The organism is Halovivax cerinus, from assembly GCF_024498195.1.
GTDB lineage: Archaea > Halobacteriota > Halobacteria > Halobacteriales > Natrialbaceae > Halovivax > Halovivax cerinus.
Genome location: NZ_CP101824.1, coordinates 259,112 through 277,559, shown reverse-complemented (window position 1 = coordinate 277,559; position 18,448 = coordinate 259,112). Strand labels below are relative to the sequence as shown.

General features: G+C 65.3%; 13 protein-coding genes. 8 read left to right on the top strand and 5 right to left on the bottom strand.

The window, feature by feature from the left end:
• Positions 1-24 precede the first annotated feature (24 nt).
• Positions 25-1,101, top strand: coding sequence for a CARDB domain-containing protein (locus tag NO366_RS01410; RefSeq protein ID WP_256532532.1), 1,077 nt, complete (start codon positions 25-27; stop codon positions 1,099-1,101).
• A gap of 351 nt (positions 1,102-1,452) precedes the next feature.
• Complete coding sequence (locus NO366_RS01405; protein ID WP_256532531.1) at positions 1,453-1,992, top strand: zinc metalloprotease; 540 nt, start codon at positions 1,453-1,455, stop codon at positions 1,990-1,992.
• Between the two features lie 720 nt (positions 1,993-2,712).
• Here the strand turns inward: NO366_RS01405 and NO366_RS01400 are convergent.
• On the bottom strand, positions 2,713-2,982 hold the full coding sequence (locus NO366_RS01400; protein WP_256532530.1) for a DUF7571 family protein: 270 nt from the start codon (positions 2,980-2,982) through the stop codon (positions 2,713-2,715).
• Between the two features lie 215 nt (positions 2,983-3,197).
• Between NO366_RS01400 and NO366_RS01395 the strand changes: the two genes are divergently transcribed.
• From NO366_RS01395 to NO366_RS01380, 4 genes are all read left to right on the top strand, one after another.
• The gene (locus NO366_RS01395) at positions 3,198-3,404 is read left to right on the top strand and encodes a cold-shock protein (RefSeq protein ID WP_256532529.1); all 207 of its coding nucleotides are present in this window, start codon (positions 3,198-3,200) and stop codon (positions 3,402-3,404) included.
• Positions 3,405-3,629: 225 nt separating this feature from the next.
• Complete coding sequence (locus NO366_RS01390) at positions 3,630-4,622, top strand: polysaccharide deacetylase family protein (protein ID WP_256532528.1); 993 nt, start codon at positions 3,630-3,632, stop codon at positions 4,620-4,622.
• 6 nt (positions 4,623-4,628) lie between these two features.
• Complete coding sequence (locus tag NO366_RS01385) at positions 4,629-5,447, top strand: formyltransferase family protein (protein ID WP_256532527.1); 819 nt, start codon at positions 4,629-4,631, stop codon at positions 5,445-5,447.
• A 135-nt stretch (positions 5,448-5,582) separates the two neighbouring features.
• Positions 5,583-7,373 carry a DUF6541 family protein gene (locus NO366_RS01380; RefSeq protein WP_256532526.1) on the top strand — a complete coding sequence of 597 codons (1,791 nt, stop codon included), beginning with the start codon at positions 5,583-5,585 and terminating at the stop codon, positions 7,371-7,373.
• 90 nt (positions 7,374-7,463) lie between these two features.
• On the opposite strand, the gene NO366_RS01375 is transcribed toward NO366_RS01380, so the two are convergent.
• The 4 genes from NO366_RS01375 to NO366_RS01360 form a co-directional block, all read right to left on the bottom strand.
• Complete coding sequence (locus NO366_RS01375; protein ID WP_256532525.1) at positions 7,464-9,053, bottom strand: alkaline phosphatase family protein; 1,590 nt, start codon at positions 9,051-9,053, stop codon at positions 7,464-7,466.
• Between the two features lie 333 nt (positions 9,054-9,386).
• Positions 9,387-10,316: a right-handed parallel beta-helix repeat-containing protein gene (locus NO366_RS01370; RefSeq protein WP_256532524.1), complete on the bottom strand. Its 930-nt coding sequence runs from the start codon at positions 10,314-10,316 to the stop codon at positions 9,387-9,389.
• A 142-nt stretch (positions 10,317-10,458) separates the two neighbouring features.
• Positions 10,459-11,967, bottom strand: a complete 1,509-nt coding sequence (locus NO366_RS01365; RefSeq protein ID WP_256532523.1) for a right-handed parallel beta-helix repeat-containing protein — start codon at positions 11,965-11,967, stop codon at positions 10,459-10,461.
• Positions 11,968-12,159: 192 nt separating this feature from the next.
• Positions 12,160-14,373 (bottom strand): right-handed parallel beta-helix repeat-containing protein, encoded by a 2,214-nt coding sequence (locus NO366_RS01360; protein WP_256532522.1) that lies wholly within the window; start codon positions 14,371-14,373, stop codon positions 12,160-12,162.
• A gap of 608 nt (positions 14,374-14,981) precedes the next feature.
• On the opposite strand from NO366_RS01360, the gene NO366_RS01355 reads away from it, so the two are divergent.
• Together NO366_RS01355 and NO366_RS01350 are read left to right on the top strand one after the other, a co-directional pair.
• Complete coding sequence (locus NO366_RS01355; RefSeq protein WP_256532521.1) at positions 14,982-16,445, top strand: flippase; 1,464 nt, start codon at positions 14,982-14,984, stop codon at positions 16,443-16,445.
• 95 nt (positions 16,446-16,540) lie between these two features.
• Positions 16,541-18,325 (top strand): phosphotransferase, encoded by a 1,785-nt coding sequence (locus NO366_RS01350; protein ID WP_256532520.1) that lies wholly within the window; start codon positions 16,541-16,543, stop codon positions 18,323-18,325.
• The last annotated feature ends 123 nt before the right edge of the window (positions 18,326-18,448 follow it).

The following is an 18,448-nucleotide window of genomic DNA, read 5'->3' as shown; positions in this document are numbered from 1 at the left end:
GACAGCGATTCGCTGGGGCCCGCGATGACGCTGCTACTCGTAGCCACGACGGTCGGAGTACTGCTCGGTTCGGTCGGGCTGGTGACCGCCGGCTCGATCGTCGGTGACCCGGTCACCACCCAGAATTCGTCTATCACGCAGGTGGCGCAGATCCAATCCGACGGAGTCACCGTCGAGCAGGGCGACCGCTGTCTCCCCGTCACTCCGTTCGGCGACGGGTCCCGGTCCGTCGCCGACTACTACGACTACCGAACGCCCAACACGACGCCGTCGTCGTACACGTACAGTTCCTACGGGACGACCCAGTTCCAGGCTGACGACACGAGCACCCTCTTCGTCTACGACGGCGCGGGTGGGCGCTCCCTCGTCGTGGTCCACGACCGCCTCGATGGCGACACGGACGGCGGGTCCGCGACGATGGCGTTCGACGACCTGCCGATCGACGGCGAGTGGACCGTGGAGGACGACGCTTACGACGGGCGAGACGACGTCTTCACCCATCGGGAGACGTCGAGTCGCATCACCTGGGTCTGGACCGAGGGTCGATCCGATGGCGCGGCGTTTACCGGGCTGGACGGGTCGTTCGCCGTGACGGTGACGCCGGCGTTCAACGAGGACGCCGACGAGCGATACACCGACGGCGGGTACGACGGCCAGGTGACCGACTGGCAGGTCGTTACGAACGACGGAAACGCGACGCGGACGTCGCTCGCACTGGACGACCCAATCACCGTCCGTTCGGGCGCGTGTTCGACGGTGACCGAACTCGACGTCGACGACGCGGCGGACGCGGGGGAACCCGTATCCCTCCGCGCGACGGTGACGAACGATGGCGACGGGTCTGAGACGGTGACCGTCCCGTTCGTGGTCGATGGCGACGTCGTCGACGAGCGAACCGTGACGCTCGCCGCCGGCGAGACGACGACGATCTCGACGTCGCTGACGCTCGACGAGCCGGGGACGCGGACGGTCGCGGTAGGCGATCGCGACGTGACGTTCGACGTCGTCGCCGGTGGTCCCGGCGCTTCCCTCCCGGGCTTCGGCGTCGTGGCCGGACTGGCAGCGTTCGCCGTCGCGGTGCTCGCCGCCCGCAGGCGGTGAGCAGGTCGGAGGCGACGACGTGGACAGTCACGGCTCCCGATAGGCCGTCAGAAATACTTCGATCAAATCTCGTCCGATGTACGCGGACGGGGCGACGTTCTCTACAGTTCACGCGGACGGGACGACGTTCACTACAGTTCACGCGGACGGGACGACGTACCCCACAGTTTGCGCGGACGGGAAGACGTTCACTACAGTTCGCGCGGATGGGGCGACGTACCCCACAGTTCACGCGGACGGGACGAGACCCCTCACTGTCGCCGGATCGAACTGCCGACGGAACCGAACCCGACCGTCGCCTTTTCTTCGATACACGAAAACAGTAAAGATGGATCGGCCGAATTCGAACGCATGGGTCTCCTCGGGTTCGTCCTGACGATCGCGACCTTTCCCGGCGTGATCGTACACGAACTGGCCCACAAGCGGGTCTGTGATCTGTTCGGGATCCCCGTCCTCGAGGTGTGCTACTTTCGGTTCGGAAACCCAGCCGGCTACGTCCGTCACGCCGAACCCCGCCGGTATCGCCACGCGACGATGGTGGCGGTCGCGCCGTTTCTGCTGAACACCGTCCTCGCGCTCGCCGCCTTCGGTGGCGTCGCGCTGTCGATTCCCGCCGGCGGGTCCCCGGCCGACGCCGGAGTCGTCGGGGGCGTCCTGTTCTGGCTCGGCATCAGTTTCGGGATGCACGCATTCCCGAGCGCCGGCGACGCCTCGGTGCTGTGGGGACAGACCAGGTCGAAGTGGCGTACCTCGCCCACCGTCTTACTGGGGCTTCCGGTGATCGCCCTCATCCACGTCGTAAACCTGCTTCGGGCGTTCTGGCTCGACCTCGTGTACGCGATCGCGCTCTTCGCCCTGGTCTCGTCTGCGATGCCTGGTACGGTCCTGTGAACTGGGGACAGTCGGCGTCACGGGTACGGGTCCTGTGAACGGGGGGCGATGGTCGGCCGTTCGACATCGATACGGATTGGGCACGCTTTTTATCCGGCGACGTCGTCACCCCGACTAGCGTGCTGGGTCTTCTCACGGCAACCGCAGCGGCCGGATCAGTTCGGCTCTCGGTCCTCGCGTCCTCACTCGTTCCGTGGCTCCTCATGGCCGTCGTCGCGGTACTGAACGGCGGGTTTCGGGAAGTCGTCCTCGTCCCTCGTCTCGGCTCGTACCCCGCCCACGTCGTGAGTACGTTCGTCCTCGTCCTGGCGATCGCTCTCGTCTCGTTCCTGTACGTCTCGCTCTCTGCGATCTCGTTCACCCGGGCGGAACTCGTCCTCGTGGGTGTCGGCTGGGTCGTCCTGACCGTCGGGTTCGAGTTCCTCGTGGGCTACGTGGAGGGGACGCCGGTTTCGACGACGCTCGGACAGTACGACGTGCTGGCGGGCCAGGTCTGGATCCTCGTTCCACTCACGTTGCTGGTGTCACCGCTGCTGTTCGGCTGGTATCTCTCTGGCTGTCCGTCGGTGTCTATCAGGGTGATCGTCCGGTATCTCTCTCTCTCTCTCTCTCTCTCGATGTCCGTCGCGAGGAATCGCCGCCGGTCGCGCCAGGTATCGACTGGGCGTCCGGCGACACTGCCCGACTGTCACGCGGCGACACGCAACTGCGACGGCCGGGTCAGGTGGATACCGAGTCCCCGTTCCAGCCCGGGTCCTGCCCCGTCCGGACGAGCAAGTCCGATCGGCACGCCGGGCAGTAGTCGGGGACGCTGGATTCGCTTCTGGGGACGTACACCGCGCTGCCACACTCTACGCATGCATCGGGGACGATGGTTGCACAGTCCGCACAGACGTTGAAGTCGTCGACCGTGAGGTCGCGCAGGGGTTCGAGTTGTTTGTCCAAGGTATACTCGTCGATGACCGCCTGGCAGCGTTGGCACGATTTCATGACGATGCAACTGACTCACACGGGACGGCCCCGTAAGTATCTCTGGGCCGCGTCGCGTGGTACGGATCCGATGGGCGACAGGGACTTCTCACAACCCGGCTGGGGACACAGTCACACGACCGAACGGCCGGGTTCGCCCGCGTTCGACGCCGCCGATCCGTGGTACTCACTCACTCGAAAGTATTATCACTGTGTCGAGGCTGTGTTCGGGTGTAATGGCAACCGGTACGGTAGACTTCTTCAACGACACAGGCGGGTACGGCTTCATTTCGACCGACGACGACGCAGTCGACGACGACGAGGACGTCTTCTTCCACATGGAAGACGTCGGCGGTCCGGACCTCGAAGAGGGGCAGGACGTCGAGTTCGACATCGAATCATCCCCCAAGGGACCGCGCGCGACGAACCTCGAACGGCTGTAAGGCGCTTCGAGTGCAAACGCACCGGGCGTTTGCATCCGCTATTCGTCCGATACGATACCTCGATAGCCGCCGCGACGGCTCACGGTGTCGGTTCGCGGTCGATGTCCCGTTGGCGGTGAGACGCCGTCATCAGTCCGATCCGGACGCCGCCAGCCCGGCCCGACAGCTCGCAGTCCGTGAAACTCACGCAAAGGGACTTTATCGCGGTTGGTGTGTGTCCCATCCATGCCGGGGACTGTCACGATTAGCATCGAACTCGAACTCGGGTGGGGCCTCGCGACGTACGGGAAACTGGACAAGTTGAGCGAGGGACGGGCGGCGGAGACGCGGTACCTCTCGCGGTTGCTCGAACGCTGTGACGACCACGACGTCCCGATCACCTTCGACGTCGTGGGCCACCTGTTTCACGAGCACTGCGCCGGCCACCACGGCGGCCCTCACGCGGACGACTGGTGGGACGTCGATCCGGGGACCTCCGTCGACGAGGATCCGGCGTTTTACGCGCCGGACCTGATCGAGGACATCCGCTCTCGCCGGACGGCCCACGAACTCTGCACGCACACCTACTCGCACGTCGAGTGCGACGCGGTCGATCCGGCGGTCGTCGCGTGGGAACTGGATCGCTGTCGGCGCGTTCACGAGCGAAACGGGCTCCCGGCCGCGACGTCGATCGTCCCGCCGCGCCACGGACTCACGCCGTCGGAGACGCTCCTCGACGGCGGTATTCGCGTCGAGCGAGTCCCGCACTACCGCGCACGTGGCGAGCGCCGACCGGCGACGCCCGTTCGCAAACTCACCGAGATCCTCTTCGAGCGCCACCCGTCGGCCAGCCCGTGCGAGGTAGACGGCGTCGTCGAAACCTACAGCCCCGAGTACACGACACTCGCCGTACCGTACCTCCGAACCGGGCGGTACCCGCCACACCCGGTGTATCAGCCGATTCCGCGTGCCGTTCGGCGACGGTTGCACGCGTGGAACCTCCGTCGCGGGGTCGATGCGGCCGCCGCCGGCGGTGACGTCCACTTCTGGTGTCACCTCTACGACCTCGCGAACGAGCAGCAGTGGCCCCAGATCGACGACTTTCTCGGCTACCTGGCGAAACGACGCGACCACGGCGCCGTCGAGATCCGGCCGATGCGCGAACTCCCGGCAGTCTGTGAGGCGTCCGAACCGGACGCGGTGGAACCGGCGGAGCAACTGGGCATCGTGATCGAGTGACGCCCGATGACGACGAACGCGCTCACCGTCGGACTCTTGCTCGACGGACCGGTGATGCGACGCTGGGCGGTCGACGCCGTCGAACGAGCGATCGAGCGCGAGAACGTACACGTCTCGACGGTGATCCTGTCGGCCGACGGTCGGACGGACTCGGTGGGGACGTTGCGACGGTACGCCACTTCGGCGCTCGATACGGGCGCGTGGGCGCCCGTCCTGGCCGCCCACCAGCTCGTGAACCCGCCGACGTACCTGGAACCCGTTTCGATCGACGATCTCCCGTGGCTCGACGACGCCGAACGGGTGGCCATCCACCCGGAACCCGCCGACGGCTTCGGCCAGCGCCTGCCCGCCTCGGCGATCGACCGTATCGACGCCGCCGGTGTCGACGTGCTGTTCCGGCGCGGATTCGGCATCCTGAAAGGCGACGTCCTGACGACGCCGCCCCACGGCGTATTGAGCTACCACCACGGCGACGTCCGGGAGTACCGGGGTCGACCGCCGGGCGTCTGGGAGTTCGCCAACGGCGAGCGGACGGCCGGCGTGACGCTCCAGCGGCTCACGGAGACGCTCGACGGGGGCGAAATCGTCGTCGAGAAGCGCGTCGACATCGACGATCTGGCGACCTGGCAGGCGGTGGAACGGCGGCTCTTCGAGCGCTCGACAGATATGCTGGCGACGGCCTGCGAGCGACTCGCCGAGCCGTCGTTCGAACCGACGACCGTCGAGGCCCTCGGCGAACTGTACACCTGTCCGGGACCGATCGCGACTACCAGGATCGAACTCAAGAACGCGATCGGTCGGATGGGACGTCGGTTCGGAACGTGAGCGTCTGCCGATTTCGACCGGTCACCGCCCTGTACGTCACTGGAACCCAGTCTCACGCCGCCGGACAGGTAGCGCCTCGTTACGGTCATCCATCGGCTCCATTACAAGGGGTGGGACAGTCGACGGATCGAGAGAATGACGACGCAGCGTTCGCAACTGGCGACGCCGGGCGAACGAGCCCTCCTGGCGATCGGCTTCGGTGCCCTCACGGGGGCGATCGCCCTCGCGCACGAGTCGCCGGCAACCGGCTACGAACTCTCGATCTACGCGGCGACGCCGGTCTGGGTGTGGCGGCTGCTCGGCGTCGCGTTCGCCCTCTCGCTGTCGCTCGCGCTCGCGACGTCGGCCGGATGGCTCCGGCGGCTCGCGCTCTGTCTCGGCGGCGGGGCGGCCATGGTCGTCGCCGGGATGCCAGTGCTCCGGGGGTACTGGTTCATCTCGGGCGGTGACGCCCTGACGCATCTGGGCTGGGCCCGCGGCATCGCCTCCGGCGCGTACGGGCCGAGGGACCTTCGCTACCCCGGATTGCACACCGTGACGACCCTGGTGGGAGAGACGCTCGGCGTCGGACTCGCGCACGCGATGATGCTGGTCATCGTCGGGCTGTGCGGGCTCTTCTTCGGCTTCGTCGCGATGGCGACGGCGCGAACCTTCGACAGTCGATACAGTCCGATCTTCGGGGCATTCTCTGCGTTCTTGCTCCTGCCAATCACGACGCTCAGTACGTTCATCACCCCACACTCGATGTCGCAGGCCATCCTCTTCTCCGCGGCGTTCGTCTTCGTGCTCGTTGCCTACCTCGGGCAGGGGCCCGACGGACGCTCCCGTCGCGGGTACGGTCTCCTCGCCGCGCTGTTGCTCGTCGCGATCGTGCTGTATCACCCGCAGCTCGCCGCCCACCTGCTGGTGGTGTTGTTCGGCATCTGCGTGACGCAGGCGCTCGCCCGTCGCGTCCGCGGGTTCGACGCCATCGCTCGCCACACGCCGATATACGGATTGACGGCCGTACTCGCCGTCGCCTTTCTCGCCTGGAGTGCGACCCACGAGCTCATCCAGCGCGTGATCAGGTTCCACCTCGTCAGCACGGTCGAGTTCCTCCTCGGTACCAACGACACCGCCGGGTCCTCGGTCGGTTCGCAGGCCGATTCCCTCTCGGCCGTGGGCGGGAGTCTGGCGGTCGTCGTCCTCAAGATCCTGGGTCCGCACCTCGTCTTCGGCGTCCTCACCGGGCTCCTCGTCCTCGGCGTGGGTCTCGGAGTGGGCCGCCGACGGCACGGGCAGTTGCGCTCGCTCGTCGCGTACTTCACGGTCGGTCTCGCCGGGTTGACCGTCCTCTTCTTCCTGTACTTCTTCGGCTCGTCGGGGATGATGTACGTTCGCGTCTTCGGCTTCATGATGTTGTTTGTCACCATCACCGGCGCCGTGGCGCTCGCCTACGGCATGGAAGCGATCACGCGGGCCCGGACCCGACGACTCGCGCAGGCCGGCGTCGCCGTCGCGATCGGGGTCCTCCTCGTCGCGTCGCTGGTCGGCGTGTTCGCTTCACCGTACGTGTACAAACCCGCGCCGCACGTCACCGAACAGTCGATGTCCGAGCACGCGGATGCGTTCGACGCGGCGGACGACATCGGCTTCGTCGGCATCCGCAGCGGCCCGAACCGGTACGCCGACGCCCACTACGCGCCCCTCGATCGCACCAGTTCGTACGGCGCCGTCACCGGCGAGGAGATCGACGCCGGGCTGACGTCACTCGAATCGGATCGGTACCTGGTCGTAACGGAGATGGATCACGAGCGCGAGACGATCGCGTACCGGGAAATTCGATACACCGACTCGCAACTGTCGTCGGTTTCGACACAGCCGGGCGTCCACCGGCTCCAATCGAGCGGAGAAGTGACCATCTACTACGTCGACAGCCGATCGTAGGATCTTGGACCGACGAAGCGTTCGGATGTAGGTTCCTAGATCGATGGATATTCGGAAGGTGTTACGCGAGCGGTTACACGGTCCGAGAGGTCACTCCAGATATCCCAGTCCACGCAGCCGATCCTCGACGCCGTCGAAGTCGTCACTCGGCTCGTCGGCCACTGTTCCATCTGAAACGGATTCGTACCGCCGTCGACTGATGGATCGTTCGTTTGCGACCGCAGCGGTGAAGATTTCCGTTAGAATCCGTCCGTCCGTCTGCTCTGGAACGGGTTCGCCCGCTCCGTGTAACACCGTCGGCGCGACGTCGACGACCGACGCGTCCGGTACGGTCGTACCCGGTACGATGGCGTCTCCCCACGCGAGGAACATCCCCTCAGACCGGTGGCTGGCCGCTTTCGTTCCCGCCGGAACGAACGCGTCTTCAGCCACGCTCGTCTTTTCCTCGTACTCGCCGCGGCCCACCGCGATCAAATCGGGCGCCGTCGGATCGCTCTCGAACAGTTCGCTTCCATCGTGGACTGCAAGCGCCCGCTCTCCGGTTTCGGGGTCGGTCACGTTCGAAAGGGCCGTTCGGACGTCTTCTTTCACCGCCTCGACGTCGGACGGCGACACCGTTCCACGCTCGAATCGTCCGGTGTCGTTGATGTAGATCTGGCTCGGATCGTGGGCGAACGCGACCGTCTCGTCGAAGTCGACGTCGTAGAGCCCGTGGTCTCCGGGGATCCGTTCGGCCACGCTACTGACGATCGACGCCGGGAGGTGATCGACCAGCGTATCGGGAGTGATTCCCGCCCGATCGAGCGCCTGCAGTACGGACGATTTGTTCACCCCGAGTTTCGACAGCGATCCACGAGCGCCATCGTTCGCCTTCCGAGAGAGAAAGCCGTTCTCGGCGAGCACCGTGTTCAGGTTGACGAACGTCGAGATCGGTCCGAATCCGTGATCGGACACGATGTAGAGGGTCGCGTCGGCTGCCTCGGCGCGCTCCATGGCTTCGCCGACGATTTCGTCGAGCAGTCGGTAGTGATCGAGCAGGACCTCCTCGTCCCAGATGAGGTGCTGCAGTCGGTCCGGCGCCGTGTAGACGAAGAAGAAGAGTCGCCACTCGTATCGACGTTCGAGCAACCGCATCAGTCGTCGTCGCGTTGCGACGAGGTCACGTACGTCGTCGACGAACTCACTGGGAGAATCGGTGTACTCGTTCCAGTCTAGCTCGATCTGGTATCCCGGAATTTCGGATTCGATCGCCTCGCGAAGCGCCGGGGGCTGTGCGAACTCCCCGTCCGTCGACGGCGAGATCATCCCGCTGACCATCGCCCCATCTATCTCCGACGCCGGATACGTCATGGGTACGTTGCCGGCGACGGCGGGCGACAGCATGTCCCAGAGCGCCGGCCGCGTCCGGTCCGAGCCGGTGTACATGCGATGGGTGTAATCGCTCTCCAGCCTGTGGAACCCGTAGATCCCGTGTTTATCCGGCCACGTTCCCGTCGCGATGGATGGCCAGGCGAGTGGCGTCGTGGGCGGCGCTGTACTCTGGAGTGGACCCGCTGCCCCCTCCGTAATCAGCTGTCGGATATGTTCTAGCTCGCAGGCGTTCGCCCAGCTCTCCAGCAGCTTCCACGGGACGCCATCGATTCCGAGTACGAATGCCTTGCGAGGGTGATTTTCGGTCATGGTTGATAACGGTCGGAAACGTCGCTCTCGTTCGGACGACCGCTCCTCCGTCCATTGTTATCCAGCGACTGTCAGTCGTCGTCGAGACACTGTACTCGAACGGTAGACAGGGAGGGTGGCAACTGCGTTCGTCGATACAGAAGCCGACCGGTAATCGATTCGTACAGCCGCGGATCGGCCCGAATACGGTCCGACGAATTCGTGATCGGCGATCGACGAACGGGTGTGTACGAACCGGTGAAAATACGTCGTCCGCCGAACGGAAGCCGTCGTTTCACACTGTACTGGTCTCACCCAGCAGTACGGGTTTGCGGTACCCGGAACCGGTCGCACTCACCGATAGCAGACGACACTCCGAGCGGCGTCTTCGGCGGAGGCCGGTGCGCCGACGTCGGCGGGCTCGTGGCGTCGAGGCGACCCCTGGGACGAGCCGTGGAGGGCGTTCTGCGAGCGCTCCACCTGGCTCGCTCCAAACCGACAGTCGGTGACCGCTAGCTCGCCGTACGGACCACCCGCTTCCTGTGACCCGCTTCCGACGCGGACGTCGATGCCGTTACCGCCCATGTCGCAGTCAGCCGCCTCTATCGATTCGAACAGACACCAGAGTCCCCGATCGTTGTTCCACATCACGGAGTTCTCGATCGTCGATCCGGACGAACCCAGTCGGAAGCCCGACGAGCGATTGTTCGCGGCGTAGGAGTTCCTGATGTGGACGTCGCCCTGTCCGCCATTGCTGGCGCCACCGTAACCGGGCGCGGACGCGTAGATGCCGTTGTCACCCATCCCCTGGACGGTGAACCGGTCGACCGTGAGCGTGCCCCGGTGCTTCCTGTGGACGAACAGGCCGCCGGGGTCGGTCCCCGTCGCGCCGTCACCGACGTAGCAGTTCTCGATCGTTCCGGACGCGTCCGCCTCCGGGACGGCGACGACGAACGCCTGCGACCCTGGATCGTGGTCCCACCGGCCTCGAATACCGACGTTGCGAATCGCCCAGTCGTTCGCCGAGGCGGTGATCTGATATCCCGCGCCGGGTGCGGTGATGTCGATGAGTTTGTTCTCCCACGTCTCGCCGTCGGAGAGGGACTTTCGGTACGTCTCACCGGTGCCGACCGTGATCGTCTCGACGTTTTCGGCGGCGGCCGATCGGCCGGTCGTCACGAGGAGCCCGAGCGAGCCGAGTACCGTCCCGGCGCCGAAGAGATATCCGCGGCGACTCGTCCCTCGATCGGAAGTAGCTCGTCCGTTCGCGTCCGCATCACTCATTCGTCTCTCCGGAACGACGAGCGACGCTAACCCCTTGACCTGCATCTGTTAATCGTATATTACCGGGTCTCTATCCTCGATTCCCGGCCGGGGAGGGTTGGGCGGGTCGGCCAGATTCCGGTTCGGTCGGGGTCGCGTCTGGTTAGACCTCGTCGATCGGCTCGCCGTCGACGGCGAGCGTCCGGACGTCGGTGACGCCGTCGTAGTCGTCGACGTCGAGGTTCGTGATCTCACCGGTGAACTCCCAGACGGTGCGAGCGCTGTCGGAGCCCGAGAGCCACCACTCGGCCCAGTCGTCGCCGTAGGCCTCGCCTTCGTTCAGCCACTTCGCGTGGGCGTCGACCGGTCGAATCTCGCCGGAGACCTCGACGCGGTAGGCGAATTGGCCGGCGACGTCGAGCCGGTGGGGGCCGGTGTCGACGTACTCGCCGTGATCGAGTTCCTCGCCGTCGACGGCGAGCGTACGCAGCTCGGTCGTGCCGTCGTGATCGTCGATCTCCAGACTCGTGATCTCGCCGGTGAACTCCCAGACGGTACGGGCGCTGTCGGAGCCCGAGAGCCACCACTCGGCCCAGTCGTCGCCGTAGGACTCACCCTCGGTGAGCCAGCGGGTGTGTCCATCGGCCGGTCGAATCTCGCCGGAGACCTCGACTCGGTAGGCGAACTGACCGGCGACGTCGAGCGTGTGGACGTTCCGATCGGGGGTAGTTTCGTTCTCGTCTCCGGTGACGGGAGCGCCACGCGCGGCGGCTTCGGCGGAGGCCGGTGCGCCGACGTCGGCGGGTCCGCGGCGTCGAGGCGACCCCAGTGACGAGCCGTAGATGGCGTTCTGCGAACGCTCGATCTGTGTCGTCCCGTACCGACAGCTGTCGACCGTCAATTCGCCGTATGGACCACCCGCTTCCTGTGACCCGCTGCCGACGCGGACGTCGATGCCGTTGTCTCCCATGTCGCAGTTCGTCGCCCGGACGTGATCGAACAGACACCAGAGGCCCCGGTCGTTCCCCCACATCGACGAGTTCTCGATCGTCGATCCGGACGAACCCAGCCGGAAGCCCGACGAGCGATTGTTCGCGGCGTAGGAGTTCCTGATGTGGACGTCGCCCTGTCCGCCATTGCTGGCGCCACCGTAACCGGGCGCGGACGCGTAGATGCCGTTGTCACCCATCCCCTGGACGGTGAACCGGTCGACCGTGAGCGTGCCCCGGTGCTTCCTGTGGACGAACAGGCCGCCGGGGTCGGTCCCCGTCGCGCCGTCGCCGACGTAACAGTTCTCGATCCGCCCGGTCGCACCCGCGTTCGGCACGTAGACGACGAACGCCTGCGACCCCGGATCGTGGTCCCACCGGCCGCGGATGCCTATATTGCGGATCTCGAAGTTATTCGCGCTGGCGGTGATCCGGTAGCCCGCGCCGGGTGCGGTGATGTCGATGAGTTTGTTCTCCCACGTCTCGTCGTCAGAGAGGGACTTTCGGTACGTCTCACCGGCGCCGACCGTGATCGTCTCGTAGCCCGTCGCCCCCGCCGCTCGCCCGCTGGCCCCGCTCACGAGGCCGAGCGACCCGAGTGCCGTCCCCGCACCGAGGAGGTACCTCCGTCGACTTGTTTCTCGATTGCCAGTCAGTCTCGACGCCCTGTCGGTTTCGTTCATGTGTCTCTCCGGAACGACGGACAACGCTAACCCCTTGACCTTCAGGTGTTGCTGATATATTACCCCGCGTGTCTATCGCGGTATTCGTTCACACGGCTCCGCGTGTCGATGGCGAGTGGGTTCTCCGACATTCGACCGGGCTGAGACGGCCGATTCAGACCTCCTCGACGGGTATAGCCCGGCTCGACAGGCTCAGACCTCCTCGACGGGTTCGCCGTCGACGGTGAGCGCCCGGACGTCCGTGACGCCGTCGTAGTCGCCTACGTCGAGGCTGGTGATGTCGCCAGTGAACTCCCAGACGGTCCGGGCGCTCTCGGAGCCGGAGAGCCACCACTCGGCCCAGTCGTCACCGTAGGCATCGCCTTCGTTCAGCCACTTTGCGTGGGCGTCGGCCGGTCGAATCTCGCCTGAGACTTCGACGCGGTAGGCGAACTGGCCGGCGACGTCGAGCCGGTGGGGGCCGGTGTCGACGTACTCGCCGTGATCGAGTTCCTCGCCGTCGACGGCGAGCGTGCGCAGCTCGGTCGTGCCGTCGTGATCGTCGATCTCCAGACTCGTGATCTCACCGGTGAACTCCCAGACGGTGCGAGCGCTGTCGGAGCCCGAGAGCCACCACTCGGCCCAGTCGTCGCCGTACGCCTCGCCCTCTGAGAGCCACCGGGCGTGGGACTCGGCGGGTCGGATCTCACCGGAGACTTCGACCCGGTAGTCGAACTGTCCGGCGACTTCGAGCGTGTGGGTCTCCGATTCGGGGTCGTCACCGGGGTCGCCGCCCGTTCGCTCGACGAGCTCCGCTTCCGACACTCGCTCCCCGTTGAGTTCGATCCACATGACGTCTGGCTGGTCGACGGAGACGGAGGTGACCGGCCCCTCGACCGCGTACGCGTCGCCCGCGCCGCCGCCGGTGACGCCGCCCGCGTGCCAGGTGCCGTCGACCTCCTCGACGAAGTCCCGACTCGTGTACGTCCCGCCCTCGATGGACCCTCCGGACGGGCTGTCGTAGGGCGCTTCCGCGAAGGATACGGGCCCGTCGGCGTAGAACTCGTGGGACGCGTAGGCGGCGTCCGGTTCCGTGACGAACGCGACGAGATCGGACTCGACGCCGGTCTCCTCGTCGTCCTGGTCGCCGCCGGTCTTCGACACGAGTTCGTCTTCGCTCACTCGCTCGCCGTCGAGTTCGATCCACATGACGTCGGGCTGATCGACGGTGACGGAGGTGACCGGGCCCTCGACCACGTACGCGTCGCCTGCGCCGCCGCCGGTGGTTCCGCCGGCGTGCCAGCCGTCGTCTGTCTCCTCGACGAAGTCCCGGTTCGTGTACGTCCCGCCCTCGATGGACTTGCCGGACGGGCTGTCGTAGGGCGCCTCCGCGAAGGAGACGGGCCCGTCGGCGTAGAACTCGTGAGACGCGTAGGACGCGTCCGGTTCCGTGACGAACGCGACGAGGTGGCCGTCCTCCGGGAACTCGGGTTCGGGCTCCGGTTCGGGTGCTGGTTCGTCACCGGAGCCGTCTCCGCTTGCCGCCGCTTCGGGCGACGTCGGTGCGCCGAGGGCATCGGGACCACGGTGGGCCGGCGCCCCTGCTGAGGATCCGTGAATCGCGTTCTGGGAGCGTTCGAGTTGCTCGCTTTCCCACCGCGTGTTCGTGACCGACAGTTCTCCGTACGGCCCGCCGGATTCTTGCGAGCCACTACCGACGCGGATGTCGAACCCGCTCGCGCCGAAGTTCGAGTCGATCGCCTCGAGCTCGTCGCTGAACAGACACCAGAGGCCGCGGTCGCAGTCCCACGCGACGCAATTTTCGACGGACGATCCGTCAGATCCGATCCGCAGTCCGGACGATCCGCAGTCCGCCACGTAGGTGTTCTCGATCCGGACGACGCCCCCGTTGCCGTGGGACGTTCCGGGGGCCGACCCGTAGATGCCGTTGTCGGGAAAGCCCTGAATGTTACAGTTGCGGATGGTAACCGTTCCCGCGTGGCGAGCGTGAACGAACAGTCCACCGGGGTCGCCGCCGCCCTGCGTGCCGTCGCCGAGATAGACGTTCTCGACCAGACCGGTCGCGTCGGCGCTATCCGTCCGAACGATGAACTGCTGGGAGCCGGGATCGTGGTCCCAGTCACCGCGTACGCCGACGTTGCGGACGGTCCAGTCGTCCGCCGTCGCCGTGATCGAATACCCCGCGCCTGGGGCGGTGATATCGAGGACGACGTTTTCCCACGTTTCTCCGTCGGACAACGATTTTCTGTACGTCTCCCCGGAATCGACGACGATCTCTTCGTAGTCTGTCGCCGCCGACGCGCTCGTACCGAGGGCGGCGAGTCCGGCGATTCCGGTCGCCGCTTTCAGATACGACCGCCGATCGAGACCGGTATCCGCCAGTCGGCTTGTCTCGTCTTTCGTCATTCCGTTCGATGGAAACGGCGTAACGGTTCTGAACGTTCACGTTCACATGATTCACGTATTTACGTGAATACAGCCAGTTTGACGAAAGTAACGTCGTCCTTGATAGAATGGTTTAAATATTCGAGAACGTGAAACTATTTCGATCGGGACTGTCGTCACTACGGTGTTTCCGCGCTGGTACCGCTTCCCGAAATTCGGCCACCGGATCGACCCGTCCAACCGGGTTCGGCGGTCGGATCGGCGATGGCAGTACACGTGACCAGGTCGTCGACCGGTAGCACGTAATTAACCTAAGTCACCGCTGCCGACCGGTCCGTCAGCGCAATGCCCGTGTCAGCTACCTGTGGAGGAACACCTCACCGACTGTCCCCGGTGTCTCACCGAGTGAGGCTCCTGTGGGGGGTTCGCTCCGACGAACGTGTCAGTCGGTGGAATGGGCGGTCGCGGGAGGGTCGAACCGATGCTCGCGGGTGGGTGCCGGATACCGACTCGTTGGTCGCGACCGGGGATACCGTGTCGCGACGATTGCGGGCGCATCGCGTCGGTCTCGGACCTGTCTACCGGTTCGGACCTGATTGCCGAGGTATTCGGAGTACGCACGTGGTCCGATGACCGAGACGGACAGCCTGGTCTCGCGGTTTACGTTCGAATTCGTCGGTCGGATCGTCGCGACCCTCTCGGGCGGGTTGCTGATGGTCGTCCTCGCGCGGTTGCTCGGGCCCACCGAGTACGGATTACTGTTCCTCGCGATCGCCGTCTTCGGCGTCCTGGGCGTTTTCAGCAAGCTCGGTATCGCCAAGTCCTGCGCCCGATACATAACGACGTACAAGGCACAGGATCCTGGCCAGCTCCCGCACATCCTCCGCGTCTCGGTACTGTTTAACGCGGCGACGGTCACCGTCGTCGGGATCGCGTTGCTCCTCGGGCATCGGCACCTGGCCGTCGTTCTGGAGGAACCCGCACTGGTACCGTTCTTGCTGCTCGGACTCCTCTTTCTCCCGTTCCAGGCGCTCGCGACGTTCACTCGACTCACGTTACAGGGATTCGAGGAGATAGAAACCGCTGCGACCGTCCACGCGCTCAACCGAATCTCCCGGCTAGTCATCGCCGCCGCGCTGGTTATCGCCGGGTTCGGCGCGCTCGGCGCGCTAGTCGGCTACGTGGTGAGTTTCGCTGTCGCCTCGCTCGTCGGACTGTGGGTCGTCCACCGGCGCGCGTTCCGTTCCGTCGAGCCGGCGAGCGCGATGGAATCCGGCCTTCGCCGCCGAATCGGAGAGTACACCGTCCCGTTGACCGCCACGAACACGGCGAACGTTCTCGACAAACAGATCGACACCGTGCTCGTGGGCTTTTTCCTCTCGCCGATAGCCGTCTCGTACTACGTCATCAGCAAACAGATCGTGGAGTTTCTCGAAGCGCCGGTCTCGGCGCTGGGCTTTACCCTCTCCCCGTCGTTCGGAGCGCAGAAGGCCGACGGAAACGTCGCGGAAGCGGCGCGAATGTACGAGGAGGCGCTGACGCACTCGCTGTTGCTGTACATCCCGGCGGCGGCGGGGATCGTCCTGGTCGCCGAACCGACGATCGAGCTCGTGTTCGGGGCCGCCTATCTGGACGCCGTTCCCGTCTTGCAGATCCTCTCGCTGTACGCGATTTTGCAAGCCGTGACGAAGATAACCAGCAACGCGCTCGACTTCCTGGGCCGCGCAAAATCGCGCGCGATCGTGAAGGGGGCGACCGCCGCGGGCAACGTGGTCCTGAACGTGGCGTTGATCCCGATCCTCGGCGTCGCCGGTGCGGCGATCGCGACGGTGGTGACGTACTCGATCTACACCGCCGCGAACGTTCTCATCATCCATCAGGAGTTCGACCTTCGACTCGGGCGCCTGGCCCGTCGCGTCGGGGGAATCGTCGGGGTGACTGCCGGGATGGTCGTCGTCGTTCTTCCGGCGAACGGCTACGTCGACGGTTGGCCGTCGCTCGTCGCGATCATCCTGCTCGGACTGGCCGTCTGGGCGGCCCTCTCGACGATTACCGGCCTGCTAGACGTCCGAAAAATTCAAACGACGCTATGACACGATCGAGGAACGTGTGGTCACCGTCGCGGACGTCGTCCGACCTCGCCGAACTGGTTTGTCCGGATTGTTCCGCGACGTTCTCGGACGATTCGATGGTGTGTGACCATTGTGACGCCGAGCTGGTCGAACGGTACGGAATCGTCTCGTGTCGACCAGCCGACGAACCGTCCTCATGGCCGCTCTCGGAGGCGACTCTCGCGGAGTTCGCCAGAACGGCGACGACGATGTCGATTCGTACTGCGGCCGACGAGGTGCTCGGGGATCACCCGCACCGGGAGTCGGTACTATCGACAGTCTTCGACGTCCAGCAGGACCTGTGGCTCCCGCTCGTCGCGGAGTACATCACCGGGCGGTGTTTGGACCTGAACGCCGGGTACGGTCGACGGTCGATGGTGCTCGCCGAGCACGCCAAATCGGTGTACGCGGTCGAAGCCTCGCTCGACAAGCTTCGAATCGTCGCCGTTCGAGACGATTACGCCAGCGCGGAGCGGGTCACCCCCGTTCATTCTACCGACCGGCGACTTCCGTTCCGGGACGATACGTTCCAGACCGTCGTCGCCGACTTCACCGGCGAACGCGTCGATCGGTCGCGGCTCGAACGGGTTCGTCGCTACCTCTCCGACGACGGTTCACTCGTCTTTCTGGCTGACGGCTGGCCGAGTCGGACGGGTCTCACCGAGCGGATCGAACCGGTGCAAACCGATAGAACAGGAGCGCTCGGTGTGGGCCCGGGAACCGCGAACGGATACCGAACGCTCGCAGCCGACGCAGGATTCGACGACGTCTCTGTGTACGCACTCTTTCCGACCGCTTCACGACCGCTGTACGCATTCGACGTCGAGAACGCACACGCCATCCCGCAGATATTCGACGCCTACGCGAACGAACACGGTGCGCTCGGGACCGCCGTCGAGAAGCTGATGCGGGTGGCGAACCGGAGCGGGCTGGTAAAGCGGTGCTATCCCTCGCTTCTCGTCGTCTGTTCCACCCGCTCGAAACCGTCGCCGTTCGGGTTCGACGATCCGCTCGTGGTGGGTGGTCGAGCCCGCTCGATCGTCCTCGACGTGGACGAGTCCGGCATCTCAGATATCCACAAAGTACCGAATCGGGCAACCCACGAGCCGTACACCGAACGCGAGAACCGCGTCACGTCGGCCCTCAGCAGTTCCGACGCTGCTATTGCGGAGACAATCCCGAACGGCGATTCGCTGCAGTCTCCGTTCGGATCGGTCCGTCGGGTAGTACCGGCCGAGGGGCGTCCGCTCGACGACGCGGTCGGACGGGACGTCGACTCCATGGAACGGATTCTCCGGATCGGGTACGAGTGGCTCGCCGATTTCCAGCGCACGTACGGCGGGGATCCGATCGAACGGTCGCCCGCGGAGATCCGGACGGAGATGCGATGTTCGCCGGCGAACATCGATCCTCCCGCCGTCGACGCCCCGGCGACGACGTTTTCCACTCCGGTTCACGGCGATTTCATGTCTAGTAACATCTATTTCGATGGCCGGACGATCACGTCCGTTATCGACTGGGAGTACGGTGCGCCGACCGGTTCCCCGATCGTCGACGCCGGCTACTTGCTTCTCAACACGGCTGCGTGGCTCGTCGGCGATTTCGAGGACCGAGTCCGGACGGTCCTGTGTGACGATACCGAACTCGGAGAACGCGCACGATCGTGCGTTCGTCGGTACTGTGACGCGGTCGATTTGCCGTATCGGACGTTCGAGGTGTACCTGCCGATGGCTTATCTCCACCAGCTCGTGTTGGACTGGGAATACGACGCCGTCGGCACGTATACGGCACTCGCGGACGAACAACGCCACCGCGTCGTGACGCTCATCGAGCTACTGGACGACATGTCGATAGCCGAGTAAGAATCGGCCGGCGCGTCCAGCGCGCGACCACCATCGGTGATGGTGGGCGACTCTACGGATCGCCTCGAACGCCGAGCGTGGATGGAATCTACCCCCAAACGGATAGCGAGCCCCGACTCTCAC